Source organism: Actinomycetes bacterium, assembly GCA_022396035.1.
GTDB lineage: Bacteria > Actinomycetota > Humimicrobiia > Humimicrobiales > Humimicrobiaceae > Halolacustris.
On the sequence record JAIOXO010000011.1, the window covers coordinates 34,257 to 52,006 of the forward strand.

Consider the following 17,750-nt stretch of genomic DNA (forward strand, 5'->3'; position numbering starts at 1 on the left):
ATTTACTTTATATATTTTGTAATGTAAAATCGTTGCTATGAACAAAGGTAAGAAAGTTTTAAACATTGTACCCACCCCCTTTTTTGCTGAGAGGGGATGCCACATGCGTATCCTGGGAGAAATGAAGGCCCTGACTAATTATGGTTATACCAATATTATAGTTACCTATCATAATGGCAGGGATGTGGCTGACTTGGACATAAGAAGGATTATTAATATTCCCTGGTACAAAAAACTGGAAGCAGGACCATCCTGGCATAAATTTTACATTGATTTACTGTTATTTTTTAAGGCTTTAGGGGTGTATATAAAAGAAAAACCGGATATCATTTACGGGCATCTTCATGAAGGTGCGTTTGTGGGTGGCCTTATTAAATACCTGTTTACCTTTGGCAAAATACCTTTAGTATTTGATGTGCAGGGCAGCCTGACTGCAGAGCTGGATACATTTAATTGGTTTACAGGTATAAAGAAGCCACTTAGGTGGTTTTTTTATACTTTTGAAAAGTTTATATGCAGAATGCCTGATTTTTTTATTTGTAGCTCAGTGTCTAATGGGGATATAGTAAAAGAGAGGTTCGGGGTGCCTGAGGACAGGGTAAAAGTGGTAATAGATGGGGTGCATACCGACTTCTTTGATATTGAACCTAACCAGGGCTTAAGGGAGGAGCTGAATATACCTAAAGGAGTGCAGGTAGTTATCTTTACCGGAGCTCTGCTTAAGGCCAAAGGGATAGATAACTTGGTGGAGGCTATGCCTGAGGTGCTGGAGAAATCACCGGAAACACATTTTTTAATTGTAGGTTACCCGGTGGAGGATACCAAAAAACAGGTAGATGAGCTGGGAATATCCGAGAAGGTCCATTTTACGGGAATGGTAGACTATTTTCAGTTACCCAATTACCTGTCCATAAGTGATATAGCTTTAGAACCAAAGATGGATAAGGCCGGCGAAGCCAGCGGCAAAGTTATAAATTATATGGGGGCAGGCCTTCCGGTGGTCTGTTTTGATTCCAAGAATAATAGAAGGTTTTTGGCTGATTCCGGTATATATGCAAACAATGATTCTATAGATAACTTTGTGGATAAAATTATATGGGCTATAGATAATCCTGGTAGATCTAAACAATTGGGAGATATGGCCAAGAAGAGGGTGGATGAAGTTTTTTCCTGGAATGAGAGCATAAAGGACACGGTTCAGGCATTTGAGATGTTAACCAAAGATAAGGGAGAGAAAAGTGATTGACGGGGTTAAGGTAAAAAAAATAAGGGTTATCCCTGATGAGCGGGGTAGATTGATGGAGATGCTCCGCAGTGATGATGATTTGTTTATAAAGTTTGGCCAGACTTATATGACCACGGCTTACCCGGGGGTAGTTAAGGGATGGCATTACCACAAAAAACAGACTGATAACTTTGTAGTGGTCAGGGGAATGATGAAAGTAGTCCTATATGATTCCAGGGAGGATTCTCCTACCTACAAGGAAGTAAATGAATTTTTTATGGGTGAACATAATCCTATATTGCTTCAGATTCCCACTTATGTATTTCATGGCTTTAAATGCATTAGCGAGAATGAGGCTATTTGCATTAATGTACCCACAGAACCTTATAATTACGATAAGCCTGATGAATTCAGGGTAGCACCACATAGCAAAGAAATCCCTTATGACTGGGACAGGAAAGACGGATAGGAGGAACAATTGGAGGATAGGAATTTCAAGTCACTTTTGGTAACCGGGGGAGCAGGCTTTATAGGAAGCAATTTTATAAGGTTTATGCTCAGGAAATATCCGGAGTATAAGATTATAAATTTAGATAAGCTTACCTATGCAGGTAACCTGGAGAATTTAAAAGACGTTGAGGATAGTGAAAATTACCGGTTTATTAAAGGTGATATTGCAGATACGGGGTTGATAAAAGATATATTTGGCCACAATGGTATTGATGCAGTTATAAATTTTGCTGCAGAGTCCCATGTTGACCGTTCTATTGAGGACCCGGGTGTGTTTATACAGACGGATGTATATGGTACCTTTGTATTGTTAGAGGCTGTAAAGAGGCACGAATGTTCACTGTTTATGCAGATAAGTACCGACGAGGTATATGGCTCTATTATTAATGGTTCTTTTAAAGAAGATGATCCCTTAAAACCCAATAGTCCATATTCTGCCTCCAAGGCAGGGGCAGAAATGATAGTTAGGTCATTTTACAAGACTTACGGTACTCCGGTAGTAGTGACCAGGACCAGCAATAATTTTGGTCCTTATCAGTACCCAGAAAAACTTATTCCCCTTTTTGTTACCAATCTAATAGATAACCAGAAGGTGCCTCTTTATGGGGACGGCATGAATGTAAGGGATTGGATTTATGTGGATGATAACTGTTCGGCGCTGGATATAGTGTTGCATAGAGGTAACACTGGAGAAGTTTACAATATTGGTGCAGGAAATGAAAAACCCAATATATGGATTACCAAAAAAATTATTGAGATACTGGGAAAATCAGAAGACATGATTGAACCGGTTACCGATAGGCTGGGCCATGACCGGAGGTATTCAGTAGACTGCAGCAAGATAAGGAAAGAGTTAGGATGGAGTGCCCAGACAAATTTTGAAGAGGCTCTGGAGAAGACGGTAAACTGGTATCTAAATAATGAAGACTGGTGGCGGGTATTGAAGCAAAAAGAGGAAGAGGTAAAGTAGTGAAGGTCAGTGTAATTGGCACAGGCTATGTGGGTTTGGTCACTGGGGTATGCTTGGCTGAGATCGGTAATGACGTTATTTGTGTAGATAAAATTGATGATAAGGTTGATACTTTAAAAAAAGGAAAAAGTCCCATATATGAGCCTGGCCTGGAAAATTTGATAAAGAAGAATTTGGAGGCTGAAAGATTATTTTTTACTACCAGTATTCCTGAAGCGGTTGCTGAATCTGACATCATTTTTATCTCAGTAGGTACCCCGTCGCTACCTAACGGCCAGGCAGACTTAAGTTATGTAGAGCAGGTAGCAATTGATATTGGAAAATTTATTAATGGTAAGAAGATAGTAGTTAATAAAAGTACAGTACCTATTGGCTCAGGGGACTGGGTATCTATGATAATATCGGAGAGCATAGAGGCTAATAATACTAATAAGAATGTTAGCTTTGAGGTAGTGTCCAATCCCGAATTTTTAAGGGAAGGAAGCGCCGTAGAGGATACTTTCTTTCCAGATAGGATAATTGTAGGGTCATCATCTAAACAGGCCATAGAGAGGATGCTGGGGCTTTACAGACCACTTATAGAGCAGGACTTTGACTGGCCGGAAGATGAGAGGCTTATTCCTGAGGGCCAGAAGGTTCCAGTAGTGGTAACAGACCTCACTAGTGCAGAGATGATTAAATACGCTTCAAATTCATTTTTAGCTACCAAAATTTCTTTTATTAATGAAATGGCCAATATATGTGAAAAAGTGGGAGCAGATGTTACCCATGTAGCCAAGGGAATGGGGCTGGATAAAAGAATAGGACCCCAATTTTTAAAAGCTGGCATAGGATGGGGAGGATCATGTTTCCCCAAGGATGTATCTGCCCTTGCTTATATTGCCGGTGAGCATGGGATAACTCCCCAGATTCTTAATTCCATAATTAATGTTAATAAAGAGCAGCGGCTTAAGATTATCCAGAAGGTACAGGATGAACTAAAGGATGTTAATGGTAAAACTGTGTCGGTTCTGGGTATATCTTTTAAGCCCAATACCGATGATACCAGAGATGCGCCCGGTATTAGTATAATGAATAGTTTGTGTAAGCTGGGAGCTAAAGTTAGGGCGTATGATCCTATAGTGAAGGATAGGCCTGTACTTTTAAATGAGAAAATAGAAATATGCGCTGATAAATATGATGCTTTAGAGAAGGCAGATGTACTTATACTGGCTACTGAATGGGACGAGTTTGTACAAATAGACTTTGATCGGGTAAAGAAGCTGATGAATAACCACCTGATAATAGACGGCAGGAATATTTTTGACAGGAAAAATTTAGAGAAACAGGGTTTTAAATATTTTGGTATTGGGAGGTGAAGTTGTAATGAAAAAAACTGCTTTGGTTACCGGAGGGGCGGGTTTTATAGGCAGCCATATATGTGACTATTTGCTGGAAAGGGATTTTAGAGTCATATGTATGGATAATCTGATTACTGGCTCTTTGGAGAATATTGAACATATAAGAAGAGAGGATTTTTTATTTATAAATCATGATATAACAGAATTTATAGATATCAAGGAAGATATAGATTTAATTTTTCATTTTGCCTCTCCTGCAAGTCCTATTGATTACCTGCAATTGCCTATACAGACTTTGAAAGTTGGGGCATTGGGTACCCATAATATATTGGGACTGGCCAAGGTTAAGAGGGCAAAGATTATACTTGCCTCCACCTCTGAGGTTTATGGGGATCCAAAGATACATCCTCAAACAGAAGAGTATTGGGGAAATGTTAATCCTGTAGGACCCAGAGGTGTATATGATGAAGCCAAGAGATTTGCTGAAGCCATGCTTATGGCATACCACAGGCAGCAAGGTGTAGATACCTATATTGTGAGGATATTTAATACATATGGACCCAGGATGAGGAAAAATGATGGAAGGGCTATACCTAATTTTATAAGCCAGTGCTTGGAAGGGAAAAACATTACTGTTTATGGAGATGGCAGGCAGAGCAGGAGCTTCTGTTATATTTCAGATATGGTGGAGGGCATATATAGGTTAATAAACTCTAATTATCATTTGCCTGTAAATATAGGCAATCCTGAGGAGATGACTATTCTTGAATTGGCTAGAGAAATTAAGTCTATGACTAACAGTAAAAGCGAGATTGTATTTCAGGATCTTCCCGAAGATGACCCAATGGTTAGGAAACCTGATATTTCTAAGGTAAGAAAAATTTTGAAGTGGGAGCCTAAGGTAGAGTTTGAGAAGGGCATAGTCGAAACCATTAAATGGTTTCAGGGTAAATGATTTATTGTTAATCTTCTAATATTAATTAATTAAAATGCAAGACAGTAAAACCGAAGTAATTAAATGTTTAAAATTGTTAAAAGATCATTATTTCCTGGAGTCTAATTCAATGGTTTTTCCCAACAGCAATAAGGTAGAGAAAAAAGAGAAGACATCTGCTGGTGGTTTATAAAGTAGTTTGATTCTAAGACTAAGCTTGCAGAATTATTAGAGGAGCTAGATGATAGGCATAAGAAAATTCTTATTTCATATTACACTTATTCTTGTCCTATAAATAAAGTTGGGGGAATGGCTGAGGAAAGTGCTAGGTACTGCTATAGGCTAAAGAAAAAAGCTTTAGAGGAAATCGTATATTTATATAAAAAAGAAAATAATTAACAATAACCTTGGATGTTGTTTGATTATGTCAGTAATATTAGTAAAATATTATAAAATGGAAGCATTCATAGATTTTTTTATTATTAAAAATTTATTTGCTAATATCCTCATTAGATCTTAATAATTAAATATAATATTTTCAGTTTGAGAGGTTACTTATGAATCCAAATAATGAGAATATAAAAGAGGATGAGATAGACCTTAGGGAGATATTTAGGGTTTTTGTAAACAGAAAATGGTGGTTTTTAGGGTCGGTAACAGTGGTTCTGTTATTAGGTCTCTTATATGTCTTTATGCAGCCAGTTACACATACTGCAACTTGCAGGTTTGATATTGGAAAAGATTATACAAATGATAAGCTTTCTGAATTTTATCCCATTAAAGCAAGTGAGCTAAATTTCATAAATATTGATAATACCCCTGCCTTATTTAAGACTGAGGATGTATTTAGGCCCTTGGGAGATTTGGAAGGTGTTAAAGATTATAATAAATGGCTAACATCTGATGCGGTTAGAATAGCACTGAATGAAAATACCACTATATTCAATGTTAGTGTGTCAAAGGCTGAGAAGGAACTGGCTGGTGATATTGTAATAACCCTTGTGAATAGTTTTGACGAGTTTGTAAAAAGAGACAACAAGGATGCCTTTAATAGTTTTTTAGATACTATTAAAGAAGATGTTAAATTACTGGAAAATGAAAACAGAAATTTTGCAACTATATTAGTAGAATTTGATAAGGAGTTAGAGAGTTTATATGAACAGCTGCATAGGTTTATAGTGGATTATAATTTGAGATTGGTTGATGAGATTAAAAAGGAGAGTACTATTGACAATTACTCTTTTTATAGCTTGGTAATGCCGCCTAATAAGATACAGGTCGAAATAGCTGAGATACATAAAGAGAAAGAACTCTATAAACAGGAAATTTTTAGCAATCATAAAAAACTGATGGATTTAGAAAATTTGAAAGCAACTATTGAAGTAGATGAGGAAGTTATAACCGATAGGGTAGAGGTTTTGACAGAGGAGCCAGTTTATAAGAGTGAGAGTAATAGGAAAAGGAATTTAATAATTATAGTATTTCTAAGTTTGATAGTTGGAGTTGTGGCAGCGTTTTTAGCTAATTACTTTCTCAATCTAAGAGGAAATTATAGAAGGAAATAAATAATTTTCTAATGGTATTATATAAAATAACTACCGAAACCCTTTTAAGATAATAACTGTGAAGTTTTTATTATTTAATAATATTAAATTACCATATCTATTTTCAAGTTTGCAATTTAGAAAAAAGCTTATTAAACCATTTTGAAAAAAATAATTAATATTTTTAAAAAATTTAAATTTTCTCCTGGCAGAGGCCTATCCTCGAAAGCAATAAGAGGAGGGTTTTGGGTTTTTTCTTTAAGAATTACCGATAGAGTATTTAAGTTACTAAGGACAATTGTATTAGCAAGACTTTTATCACCTAAAGATTTTGGTCTTTTTGGTATAGCACTACTGGTCTTATCAATACTTGAAACTTTTACAGAAAGTGGTTTCCAATATGCTCTGATACAGAAGAAAGGAGAAACCAGAAGTTTTTTAGACACTGCCTGGACGATTGGTTTAATTAGAGGATTCGCAATAGCGGTTATAGTTTTTTTCGTAGCAAAACCAGCTTCTATTTTTTTTGGTGCTCCTGATGCAGAACCAATTCTTCAGGTAATTGCAGCTTCAATTATTTTACATAACTTAAAAAATATAGCAGTTTTATATTTTCAAAAAGAGCTAGAGTTTAAAAATTATTTTAAATATCAATTCGTGGGTACAATAGTTGATGTAACGGTAGCATTAACCTTGGCTCTATTATTAAAGACTGTATGGGCTTTAGTTTTTGGCCTATTAGCAGGAAATATGGCAAGATGTATAATGTCCTATATAATTGAACCGTACAGACCAAGAATAAAGGTTAATATTAGGCAAGCAAAAGAGCTTTTTAATTTTGGGAAATGGGTTCTAGGTTCGAGTATTGTGGTTTTTCTTGCAATACAAGGTGATGATATTTTTCTTGGTAAAGTATTAGGTGCTACTGCACTTGGTTTTTATCAAATGGCTTTCCGTTTTGCAAATTTACCAGGTTCAGAAATAGGTGTATTATCAAGGGTAGCATTCCCTGCTTACTCAAAATTACAAGATAATATTCCAAAGTTAAAAAATGCTTATCTAAGAACGGTAAGGTTTATTATTTTCCTTTCCATGCCACTTGCTGGAGGAATATTTATATTAGCACCGCAGTTTACGCAAATTTTCCTTGGTGAAAAGTGGATGCCCATGGTACCAGCATTAAAAATATTAGCTATTTCTGCTATGGTTAGAGTAATGATTGGTACTGGAGGAGCCTTGTTTAATTCAAGAGGTAGACCAGATCTAGATTTTAAAATGAATCTTTGTAGGGTGATTACTTTGGCTATAACAATATACCCACTAACTATGCTATGGAAAATAGCTGGCACGTCCTTATCTGTACTTTTAGCTGTTTGCGCTTGTATCCCGGTTTGGTTTGCTGGTTCTAAAAAACAAGCTGGTCTCAGTTTCAAAGATTTTCAAGGTATACTTCTGCCCCCTTTAAGTGGAACTGTTGTAATGGCTTCTGTTATATTTATACTTGGGATGTTTTTTAACCAGTATAGCTTAGTAGGATTTTTGTTTTCTATAGTTATTGGAATTGTAGCTTTTATAGGTATTATTTTTTTATATCGTAAAATTTTACACTATAATGTTTTTGAAGACATGAAACTTATATTTAATTCTTTAGGGATAAAAAGAAAGAGGAGTTTTGAAGGTAAAAATAGCTAACTATTTAAAACAGATTATATTAAAAAGAAAAAAGAATTTTATTGAAGTTTTACTATTAAAAATAGTTTTCACATTATATCCTATGAAGTTAAAAAAATTTAAAAAGTCTTTAATGGAATTATTATCTAAAACAAGGATAAATATAATAAGTCCTTCTGATACTACTATTGATTTTTATACAAGCATACAAGGGGGTGACTATTGGGTCAAATATGAATTAGCTAAAGCATTCGGGAAAATGGGGTATGCTATCACAGATTTTAGTCCTGATGTTTCCATTCATTTATTTGGAATCCCTTCCGAAATACCAAAAAGTTCATATAATATTATCTGGATATATAGTCATCCAGATTTGATCGATAAGAAAATATTAGAAAAATATGATAAGCTTTTTTGCTTATCTTCTTCATTTATTAATAAAATTAATAGAATGGGGTTTGAGTCCAATCTCCTGATAGGTGCAACAGGAAAAAAACCTATAAAAAGAAAGATAAAATATGATGTAATTTTTATTGGTAATACTAAATCAATACAAGGAGGTAGGAAAATTGTTAGGGACTTAGGAGAAATTTGCTATAACTTTAAAGTTTGGGGTAGGGGATGGAAAGATATATTGCCACCAAAGTATTATGGTGGACAATATTTTGATAATCAAAAACTCAATGAGCTTTATGCTTCTTCCTTGATTACGTTGAATGATCATCATGAAGATATGAGAAAAGAAGGTTTTGTATCTGTTAGAATTTTTGATATATTGGCAAGCGGTGGATTTTGTATTTCTGATAAGAATTCTGGAATTGAAGAGATATTTGAAGGCGCTGTTCCGCAGTATGAATCACCCAAACATTTAAGGGAGCTTATTAAGTATTATTTAAATAATCCAGAGAAAAGGTCAAAATTAATGGAGAAAGGAAGAAAAATAGCTCTTAAAAATACTTGGAAAAAGATAACTGATCAATTTTTAGAAGAAATAGAAAACATAAAATAAAAAGATAATTAGATGAATCAAATTTATGTAGTAGCAAAAAGGGTATTTAAAGCTTATAGAGAGAAAAGTTTTTTTAGTTTTTTAAAAAGCATTTTTGCCTATATTTTTAGGGGGTTCCAACCAAAAAAGTATAATTTTGGCATCAACCAAGGTAGGAAAGTTTTTTATATTGATTATTTTAGCCCAGATAACTCTAATTTTTACTGGCTTAAAGCCTTCCGGAAATTTAGAAAGACGATAACTTTCGATATAATTAGAGAAGATATGGCATTTCTTAATAAAAAAATAATGAATTTTAAACCTAATCACGTCCATTTGGGCGGTAGCGTTAAAGATAATATGATATCATCAGAATTTCTTTCTGATCTTAAAAAAAAATTAAATTGCACTATTTCTGTGTTTTATGGAGATGCAATATATTCGTCCTATCACTGCGAGTTGGCAAAAGTTTCAAACTATATCTATATATCCAACAAGACCCATATTAAGGTAAATAAAGGAAAGGGGTTTAATAATTTTAAATATATGCCTTGCCCAACGGAGCCGGATGTGTTTAAGCATTATAAAAGTAGGAAAGCATATGATGTGCTATTTATAGGAAATAACAATCAAGTCTTACGGTTGCCTTTGCTAAAGAAACTATCACGTTTATTCAATGTCAAAGTAATTGGATCTGCTTGGGAAAACACTGGTATTAATTTTGGAAATCCGGTTTATGGTAAGGGGTTTAGTAAATATTGCAGTAAAGCAAAGATAAATATTGGAATTCTTGATCCAAAACATACTAAACTTGAGGCATATTTTTCTAATCGTTTAATTAATACCTTAGCTACCGGTTCTTTTTATATCCAACGATATACTCCAGGGTTGGAGAAAGTTTTTACTAATAGAAAACATTTAGTTTGGTATACTAGAGAAAATGAATTAATTGATCTTATAAAGTTTTACTTAGTAAATGGAGAAGAAAGGAATAAAATTGCCATTAAAGGCCAGAAGGAAGTTTATAAGAAATATACTTATGAAAAAAGTGTAAAGAAGATTTTAATAGATTCAGAAAAAAGTGAACTTGATAAAGACTGGTGTGAAAACTTAAATAAATTATCAAAGAAAGGAGATAGATTTTCACTAGAATGGTATCAAAGTCATATTATAACAAAGGAGCTTTTAAATAGAGATGTTTTGGAAAAAAAAATTATAGATTTAGGGTGTGGAATAGGGGTAAGAGCGTACCTAGTGGCTAAAAAGAATAAAAATATTGAAATAATAGGTGTAGATGCTTCGGAATATGCAGTCCAATATGCTATCAATAACTTTAAACTCCCAAATTTACAATTTGTTGTTACTGATATATTAAAATTACCTTTTGACGATTTAACTTTTGACAATGCGTATATGTTAGCGGTCATAGAGCACATTAAAGATACTGGAGCTCTTTTAAAGGAAGTGAAGCGAATTATAAAACCTAAGGGTAAGCTTTTTTTATCTGTGACAGAAAAAGATTATCATAGTGATCCCCATCATGTTCATGTTTTTACAAAGAGAAATTTAAAAAGTATTGTTACCGCTAATGGTTTAAAAGTTTTGGATTTATATGTCAAAGAACATATCATTTTTACAATCATTGAAATTTAATAAAAAAAATTATCATAGCGCTGGGATGCAATTATATTGTAAATATAATTTGCATTAAAATATATTAAAGAGGTGTACAATGATCCAAGTATTTAAACCATTTATGGGTGAAGAAGAAGTAAAAGCTGTAGAAGAAGTCATAAAGTCAGGCTGGCTAGGGCTGGGTCCTAAGACGGTAGAGTTTGAGAAAAAATTTGCAAAATATATAGGTACAAAATTTTCAGTTGGCTTGAATTCTGCAACATCGGCTTTAGACCTTGCACTTAAATTGTTACATATTAACCATGGAGATGAAGTAATTGTTCCTACAATGACTTTTGTGTCAACTGCTCATGTTGTTACTTATAATTTAGCTACCCCCATTTTTGTAGATATAGACCCAAAATCATTATTGATTAATTTTGAAGATCTTAAAGCAAAAATTACTTCAAGGACAAAAGCTGTTATACCAGTACATTATAGTGGGAGAGCAGTTGATATAGACAAATTAAGAGAAATTGTTGGAGAGATTCCTATAGTTGAAGATGCTGCTCATGCATGTGGATCAATTTATAAAGATAAAAAGTGTGGAAGTCTAGGTGATATAGGATGTTTTAGCTTTCATGCTGTTAAAAATTTAGCAACAGGTGATGGAGGTGCATTAACTTTAAATAATCAGAAATGGTATGAAAGATCTAAAAAATTACGGTGGTTAGGTATTGACAAAGGAACTTGGGATAGAACTGAACTCGATAAATCATATTGGTGGCAATATTTTGTTGATGAAATCGGATTGAAATGCCATATGAACGATATTAGTGCAAGTATTGGCTTGATCCAGTTAAAAAAATTAGACTCTATGAATACTAAAAGGAAAAAGATTGCAGAGGAATATACAAATGCTTTTAGAAATGTTGAATGGATAGAAACTCCGCTAGATGATGACAATATTTATCAATCTTCTTGGCATATATATTGCATTAAATGTGAAAATAGAGATGAGTTAAGCTCATATCTCAAATCGAAGGGAATTGCTACAGGAGTTCATTATAAACCAATTCATCAATATAAATGTTATGGTAATACACCTAGCTTGCCAATTGCTGAGAGAGTAGCGGAAAAAATACTTAGCTTACCAATATATCCAGGTTTATCAGACAGGGAAGTTGATTACATTATTGAATCCATTTTGAGTTTTAAAGACTGAAATGGTTAGAGGTATAAAATGATTTAAATGTTAAAAAAATAATGGTAATTTTTATTTCAATAATAAATAAAGGTTGGTGAAGTAATTTGAAAATATTTCCATTAACCGAGGGGTACCTAGAGTTTGTAAGAAAGGTTAGAAATAATTCTCTTATAAATAAATATCTTTTTACTGATGCTAATATTTCAAAAGAGGACCAAGAAAAATGGTATAGACGATTCCTAAAGGATAAAAGCCATTTAGTATTTATTGCTTTTGACAATGTACCAGTTGGTTATGGACAAATAAAGAACATTGATTATTTAAAGAATTCTTGTGAGTTAGGGTTTTGTATTACCCCTGAACATCAAGGTAAAGGCTATGGGAAAATTCTAATAAAAAAATTAATTGGGTATGTTTTTAGGGAATTAGATTTAAACTATATTTATCTAGAAGTGTTTACTGATAATATAAAGGCAATTGAGTTGTACAAGAAATGTGGGTTTGTAGAAGAAAAGATTTTAGATAAAAGAATATTAAAAAACAGTGATATTAAAAATATTTTGGTAATGAGCTTAATGAGAAAAGGAAAAATTAATGATAAGGATTAAAATAAAAGAATTATCATTGTAATAAAACTTGCTTAGCCTCGCATACTGTCTGGTAATATAATTATAAAAGCTTAGTATTTATCATAAAAATTGATATTAATAAAAAAATTAATTAATTCTAACCAATTCACGAGGTAGTTAAGAAATTATGGATAAAGCAAAATCCCCAAAAGTTAGTGTTATTATACCTACCTATAATAGGGCTAGTTTGATACCAAGAGCTATAGAAAGTGTACTTGCTCAAAACTATAATGGTATTGAGATCATTATAGTAGATGATGGTTCAACAGATAATACTAAAGAAGTTATAAATAAATTAAAGGATAAAAAAATAAAATATATACAGCATAAAGAAAATATGGGCGGAGCTGCCGCTAGAAATACAGGAATTAAGATGGCTAAAGCTGAATATATAGCGTTTCTTGATAGTGATGATGAGTGGTTTCCTAAGAAACTTGAAACGCAGATAAAAGTCTTTAATGATATGAATGATGATACAGGGGTAGTTTATTCTGCTTTTTGGAAAATACACGAAGGTTGTAAAAGTTATAAACCAAACAAAATAATAAAGAAAAAAGAAGGATGGATTCATGAAGAATTGTTGAACGGTAATTTTGTAACACTCCAGGCTGCATTATTAAAAAAAGACTGTTTTAGTAAAGCAGGATTATTCGATGTGTCTATTCAGAGGCTACATGATTGGGAATTATGGTTAAGAATATCCAGATACTTTAAATTTAAATTTATTGATGAGCCACTGGTAAATGTTTATTATACGCCTATTTCTATTTCTACTAATCACAATGCACTAATAGAATCTAGTAAAAAAATATTAAGAAAACATTTTTCAGAGTTTAGTAAAAATAAAAAAATACTATCTAAAAGGTATTTTTATATAGGAAAATTTATGGCTGAAGCCCATGATACGAAAAATGGGAAAAAATATTTTAAAAAAGCGATAAAGGCCAATCCTTTAAATATGCAAGCTTATTTATTGTTCTTAAATTCTTTACTGGGCGGAAAATTGTATACATCTAATTATAGAATATTGAAATTTTTAAAAAGTAAAGTAAGGAATATCCAATGAAGCATCCTTTGGTTTCTATAATTACCCCTGCCTATAATAGCGAAAAGTTTATATCTACCTGTATTGAAAGTGTTATAAATCAGACTTATAGATATTGGGAGCAAATAATTATAGATGATGGTTCTGATGACAGAACTCCTGAGATAATATCTCGTTACAATGATAAGAGGATAAAATATTTTAAACAAAAAAACCTTGGAATACATAGGTTACATGAAACTTATAATAAAGCCCTTAATATTTCAGAGGGTTCTCTCATCGCTATTCTGGAAGGAGATGATTATTGGCCGCTCAATAAATTGGAAAAGCAAATACCTGTATTTGAAAATAATGAGATTATTTTATCCTGGGGAAGAGGTTTACAAGTAAATGAAAATAATGAAATAATAGAAAAGATTAGGTTCCATAATTTAAGTAGATCTGTTCTAAATAATTATCCAATTGGTATAGCCATAAATAAGTTATTATTAGATAATTTTATTTCTCCTTCTTCTACAATAATGATAAGAAAAAATTCCTTAATGTCTATTGGGGGCTTTAAGCAATACCCAAATTCATATTGCGTAGACTTACCAACTTGGTTGGAACTTGCTTTAAAGGGTAGATTTTTTTACAAGAATGAATTATTAGGTTATTGGAGGAGACACCCAGATCAAAATACTAATCGCCGAAAAATTGAATTGATTAAGAACCGTGTACGCTATAAACTATATTTTGTTGATTCCCTAGATGCCAAACAGAGAAATAAATTAAAAATAAAAAGGAAAATTATTGAAGCAAAACACCACATTCAAATGGGAAGATTTTTTATTTTAAACAAAAAAAGGAAAGAAGCGAGAAAGGAGTTTATATTAGCATTCCAAAAAGGATCTTTTACCTTAAAATTAAAAGCTATATTAGGTATGATGGTTAGTTGTTTTAGAAGAACTAATATTGAATATTTAAACAAAATGTTTGTAAAAATAAAAAATTCTTTTTAAATTTTTATTTCTCGTATATACAGAACGTATATCTAATAGTAAGTTTGGCCAAGGGTGTAAAAGATAAGTTTATGTTTGATATACAATTATTTGAAAATCCTAAATATTAATAAAGGCAAAGGTAAGAATTTAGTAAGAATATATTTAGAAATTATTATTTTAAAAAGGTGGAAAATTTATGCCCGTTAAAAATTTATTTAAAGATCTTGAAAATAAAAATAAAAAAATAGCATTAATAGGGTTAGGTTATGTAGGATTTCCTTTGCTTATGAATTTAAGTAAATACTTTAAAACAATAGGTTATGATATAGATGAGACGAAAGTTAAAAAGCTAAAGAATAAAAATAATATAGTTGAAAAGAATAATGAAGGTACTATAGACTGTGTAATAACCTCGGATGAAAAGAATTTAGAGACTGCAAATTTTTTTATAATAGCAGTACCAACACCGATAGATAAACATAATGATCCAGATCTTAGCGCAGTTCTAAATGCTACTAGGATTGTTGGTAAGAATATGCCTAAGAACTCAATAGTTGTTTATGAGTCAACTGTATACCCTGGTGCTACTGAGGAGGTGTGTATCCCTCTCCTCGAAAAAGTATCAGGATACAAAAATAAAACTGATTTCCATATAGGATATTCACCTGAAAGGATAAATCCTGGTGATAAAATACATACTCTAGAAAATATTGTAAAAGTTGTTTCAGCACAGGATAGGTTAACATTAGATATAATTGAAAAGGTTTACTCTAAAATTATTGAGGCGGGTACATATAGAGCAGAGAGTATTAAAATTGCTGAAGCAGCAAAAGTAATTGAGAATATTCAGAGGGATTTAAACATAGCACTTGTTAATGAGTTTGCAATAATATTTTCAAAATTAGGACTTGATACAACAAAGATTATTAATGCAGCTAACACTAAGTGGAATTTTTTAAATTTTAAGCCAGGATTGGTAGGAGGACACTGTATTGGTGTAGATCCATACTATTTAACCTATAAAGCTCAAGAGCTTGGATATCATACAGAAATAATTCTAGCTGGAAGAAGAATAAATGATAATATGAGCAATTTTATTGGCAATGAAATATTGAAGAGGTTATTAAATAACCATGATTCTATAGGTAGATTAAAATTAGCTCTATTTGGGGCAACTTTTAAAGAAAATACACAAGATGTAAGGAATTCTAAGATAATTGATTTATATAATTATTTTATCCAGTATGGAATTAACGCTTTAATTTATGATCCTGTAGCGGATAGAACAGAGGTATTAGAAAATTATAATATTAATCTTATAGAGTATAATCATATAAAAGATATAGATGCAGCAGTTTTCTGTGTTGCTCATGATTGTTTTAAAAATATTGATTTATTAGAATTAAAATCTAAGTTTAGAAATAAGAAGCCTTATATATTTGATATAAAGGGAATATTTCAAGAAACAATAGTTGAGGAAATTGGATATAGATACTGGAGGTTATAACAATAGAAAACATATCTTTAAAAAATAGTCCAGAAGTTAAAGATTTAAATATACTTATTACTGGAGTAGCAGGATTTATTGGTTCCAATCTTTTAGAATTCTTTTTGAAAAAAGATTTTAGGGTAGTTGGAATTGATAATTTTTCAACAGGTACTGAGAGTAATATTGATATTGCTATAAAAAACGCATCTAGATATAGGAAAGATTTAAATTTTACCTTTGTGAAAGGAGATATAAGAAGTTATAAGGATTGTGAGAAAGTTACAAGAAAAATAGATGTGGTATTCCATCAAGCTGCGCTAGGTTCAGTACAGAGATCCCTGGAAGAACCAATTGAAGTTAATGAAGTAAATGTATGTGGAACTATGAATATGCTGAAAACTTCAATTGACAATAATGTAAAAAAATTTATCTTTGCTTCATCTTCATCTGTATATGGGGATTCAGAGAAATTGCCTAAAATAGAAGAAATGCCACTTAATCCAAAATCAATATATGCTGCTACAAAAGTAGCTTCTGAGTATTATGTAAGGTTGTTTTATAGACTCTATGGACTTAAAACAATATCACTAAGGTATTTTAATGTTTTTGGAAAAAGACAGAACCCGGACTCAATATATTCTGCAGTAATCCCTATATTTTTAAAGAATTTAAGCTTAAATAAGAAACTCTCAGTATTTGGAGATGGAGAACAAGGTAGGGATTTTACCCATATAGACAATGTTGTTTATGCTAATTTACTTTCAATGGTTTCTCAAAATCATAAAACGTATGGCAATTTTTATAATGTAGCTTGTGGGGAGATAATTAGCTTAAATGAAATGATTAAATTCTTAGAAAAAAAATTGAATAGAAAAATAGATGTTTTTTATAAAAATAAAAGGAAAGGAGATGTTGATAAAAGCTTAGCATCTTTAAAGAAAATAAGGGAAGATCTTGGATATAAACCGGTGAAAAAATTCTATAGAGGATTAGTTGATTTAATAAAGGTATTACAATTGGGAAATGCCTAAAGTCGAAGGTTCTATTTGGAAACAAAACTCATTGGAAATCATGGCTATTTTTGAATGATAAATGAAGGATATATACTCAAAAAATAAGAGAGTAGATTTTTTTATATATATAAAAATTATATAGAGAGAATATACTTTTTAAATTGAAAGAATTAAAAAAAGATATGTAAATTCTATTTAATTTCTTTAAAATAATATGTTTTAACCTTTTAAGCTTGGATGGAGTTGAATAATATTAGTATTTTAGAAAGTAATAAAATTCCTATATATTATTTTCTTAAAGCTGGGGAGTATGGACATAGGTATATATTTAGAATAACATATGAGAACCAAAAGAATGCAGAAGAAGATTTTAAAAATTGCTCTAATAAAAAAAGTAGCCAACAGATAAAAAAAGAAATACTACTTATCCAAAATTATTGGAAATGTTATCCCCTTCACTATTTTAGATATTATTTATATAAAAAAGAAAAACAATTAAGTGATAAAGCACTGTTGAATTATATACCAGAATTCTTTTTCTATAGAGTTTATCTGCCTTTTTATGATGATCGGCGATACAAAGTTTTA

Annotated in this window: 16 protein-coding genes; all 16 read left to right on the forward strand. The window is 31.9% G+C overall.

Features of this window, described 5'->3' with window-relative positions:
• Window positions 1-37 precede the first annotated feature (37 nt).
• Window positions 38-1,246, forward strand: coding sequence for a glycosyltransferase family 4 protein (locus K9H14_04990; GenBank protein MCG9479550.1), 1,209 nt, complete (start codon window positions 38-40; stop codon window positions 1,244-1,246).
• A complete protein-coding gene (locus K9H14_04995; protein MCG9479551.1) occupies window positions 1,239-1,694 on the forward strand; it encodes a dTDP-4-dehydrorhamnose 3,5-epimerase family protein in 456 nt (151 codons plus the stop codon). The genes K9H14_04990 and K9H14_04995 overlap by 8 nt, the downstream gene beginning before the upstream one ends.
• 9 nt (window positions 1,695-1,703) lie before the next feature.
• Window positions 1,704-2,705: a dTDP-glucose 4,6-dehydratase gene (gene rfbB, locus K9H14_05000; GenBank protein ID MCG9479552.1), complete on the forward strand. Its 1,002-nt coding sequence runs from the start codon at window positions 1,704-1,706 to the stop codon at window positions 2,703-2,705.
• Complete coding sequence (locus K9H14_05005) at window positions 2,705-4,063, forward strand: UDP-glucose/GDP-mannose dehydrogenase family protein (protein ID MCG9479553.1); 1,359 nt, start codon at window positions 2,705-2,707, stop codon at window positions 4,061-4,063. Before rfbB ends, K9H14_05005 begins: the two co-directional genes overlap by 1 nt.
• A 7-nt stretch (window positions 4,064-4,070) precedes the next feature.
• Window positions 4,071-5,000, forward strand: coding sequence for an SDR family oxidoreductase (locus K9H14_05010; protein MCG9479554.1), 930 nt, complete (start codon window positions 4,071-4,073; stop codon window positions 4,998-5,000).
• A 536-nt stretch (window positions 5,001-5,536) separates the two neighbouring features.
• The gene (locus K9H14_05015; protein ID MCG9479555.1) at window positions 5,537-6,544 is read left to right on the forward strand and encodes a hypothetical protein; all 1,008 of its coding nucleotides are present in this window, start codon (window positions 5,537-5,539) and stop codon (window positions 6,542-6,544) included.
• 141 nt (window positions 6,545-6,685) lie between these two features.
• Complete coding sequence (locus K9H14_05020; protein ID MCG9479556.1) at window positions 6,686-8,215, forward strand: lipopolysaccharide biosynthesis protein; 1,530 nt, start codon at window positions 6,686-6,688, stop codon at window positions 8,213-8,215.
• Entirely contained in the window at window positions 8,196-9,203 is a 1,008-nt protein-coding gene (locus K9H14_05025; GenBank protein ID MCG9479557.1) for a glycosyltransferase, read from the forward strand. The genes K9H14_05020 and K9H14_05025 overlap by 20 nt, the downstream gene beginning before the upstream one ends.
• 12 nt (window positions 9,204-9,215) lie before the next feature.
• Complete coding sequence (locus K9H14_05030; protein ID MCG9479558.1) at window positions 9,216-10,835, forward strand: methyltransferase domain-containing protein; 1,620 nt, start codon at window positions 9,216-9,218, stop codon at window positions 10,833-10,835.
• 79 nt (window positions 10,836-10,914) lie between these two features.
• Entirely contained in the window at window positions 10,915-12,021 is a 1,107-nt protein-coding gene (locus K9H14_05035; protein MCG9479559.1) for a DegT/DnrJ/EryC1/StrS family aminotransferase, read from the forward strand.
• A gap of 86 nt (window positions 12,022-12,107) precedes the next feature.
• Window positions 12,108-12,611 carry a UDP-4-amino-4,6-dideoxy-N-acetyl-beta-L-altrosamine N-acetyltransferase gene (gene pseH, locus K9H14_05040; GenBank protein ID MCG9479560.1) on the forward strand — a complete coding sequence of 168 codons (504 nt, stop codon included), beginning with the start codon at window positions 12,108-12,110 and terminating at the stop codon, window positions 12,609-12,611.
• Between the two features lie 148 nt (window positions 12,612-12,759).
• Window positions 12,760-13,698 (forward strand): glycosyltransferase, encoded by a 939-nt coding sequence (locus K9H14_05045; protein ID MCG9479561.1) that lies wholly within the window; start codon window positions 12,760-12,762, stop codon window positions 13,696-13,698.
• Window positions 13,695-14,678 carry a glycosyltransferase gene (locus K9H14_05050; GenBank protein MCG9479562.1) on the forward strand — a complete coding sequence of 328 codons (984 nt, stop codon included), beginning with the start codon at window positions 13,695-13,697 and terminating at the stop codon, window positions 14,676-14,678. The genes K9H14_05045 and K9H14_05050 overlap by 4 nt, the downstream gene beginning before the upstream one ends.
• A gap of 178 nt (window positions 14,679-14,856) precedes the next feature.
• Entirely contained in the window at window positions 14,857-16,167 is a 1,311-nt protein-coding gene (locus tag K9H14_05055; GenBank protein MCG9479563.1) for a nucleotide sugar dehydrogenase, read from the forward strand.
• The gene (locus K9H14_05060; protein ID MCG9479564.1) at window positions 16,152-17,180 is read left to right on the forward strand and encodes an NAD-dependent epimerase/dehydratase family protein; all 1,029 of its coding nucleotides are present in this window, start codon (window positions 16,152-16,154) and stop codon (window positions 17,178-17,180) included. Before K9H14_05055 ends, K9H14_05060 begins: the two co-directional genes overlap by 16 nt.
• A 225-nt stretch (window positions 17,181-17,405) precedes the next feature.
• Window positions 17,406-17,750: hypothetical protein (locus K9H14_05065; protein MCG9479565.1), on the forward strand; the 345-nt coding region annotated here is incomplete at its 3' end.

Coding starts and splice junctions, on each gene's coding strand:
- K9H14_04990 (MCG9479550.1), top strand. CDS start 38: ATGAACAAAGGTAAGAAAGTTTTAAACATTGTACCCACCCCCTTTTTT.
- K9H14_05050 (MCG9479562.1), top strand. CDS start 13,695: ATGAAGCATCCTTTGGTTTCTATAATTACCCCTGCCTATAATAGCGAA.
- K9H14_05015 (MCG9479555.1), top strand. CDS start 5,537: ATGAATCCAAATAATGAGAATATAAAAGAGGATGAGATAGACCTTAGG.
- K9H14_05035 (MCG9479559.1), top strand. CDS start 10,915: ATGATCCAAGTATTTAAACCATTTATGGGTGAAGAAGAAGTAAAAGCT.
- K9H14_05030 (MCG9479558.1), top strand. CDS start 9,216: ATGAATCAAATTTATGTAGTAGCAAAAAGGGTATTTAAAGCTTATAGA.
- K9H14_05010 (MCG9479554.1), top strand. CDS start 4,071: ATGAAAAAAACTGCTTTGGTTACCGGAGGGGCGGGTTTTATAGGCAGC.
- K9H14_05045 (MCG9479561.1), top strand. CDS start 12,760: ATGGATAAAGCAAAATCCCCAAAAGTTAGTGTTATTATACCTACCTAT.
- K9H14_05055 (MCG9479563.1), top strand. CDS start 14,857: ATGCCCGTTAAAAATTTATTTAAAGATCTTGAAAATAAAAATAAAAAA.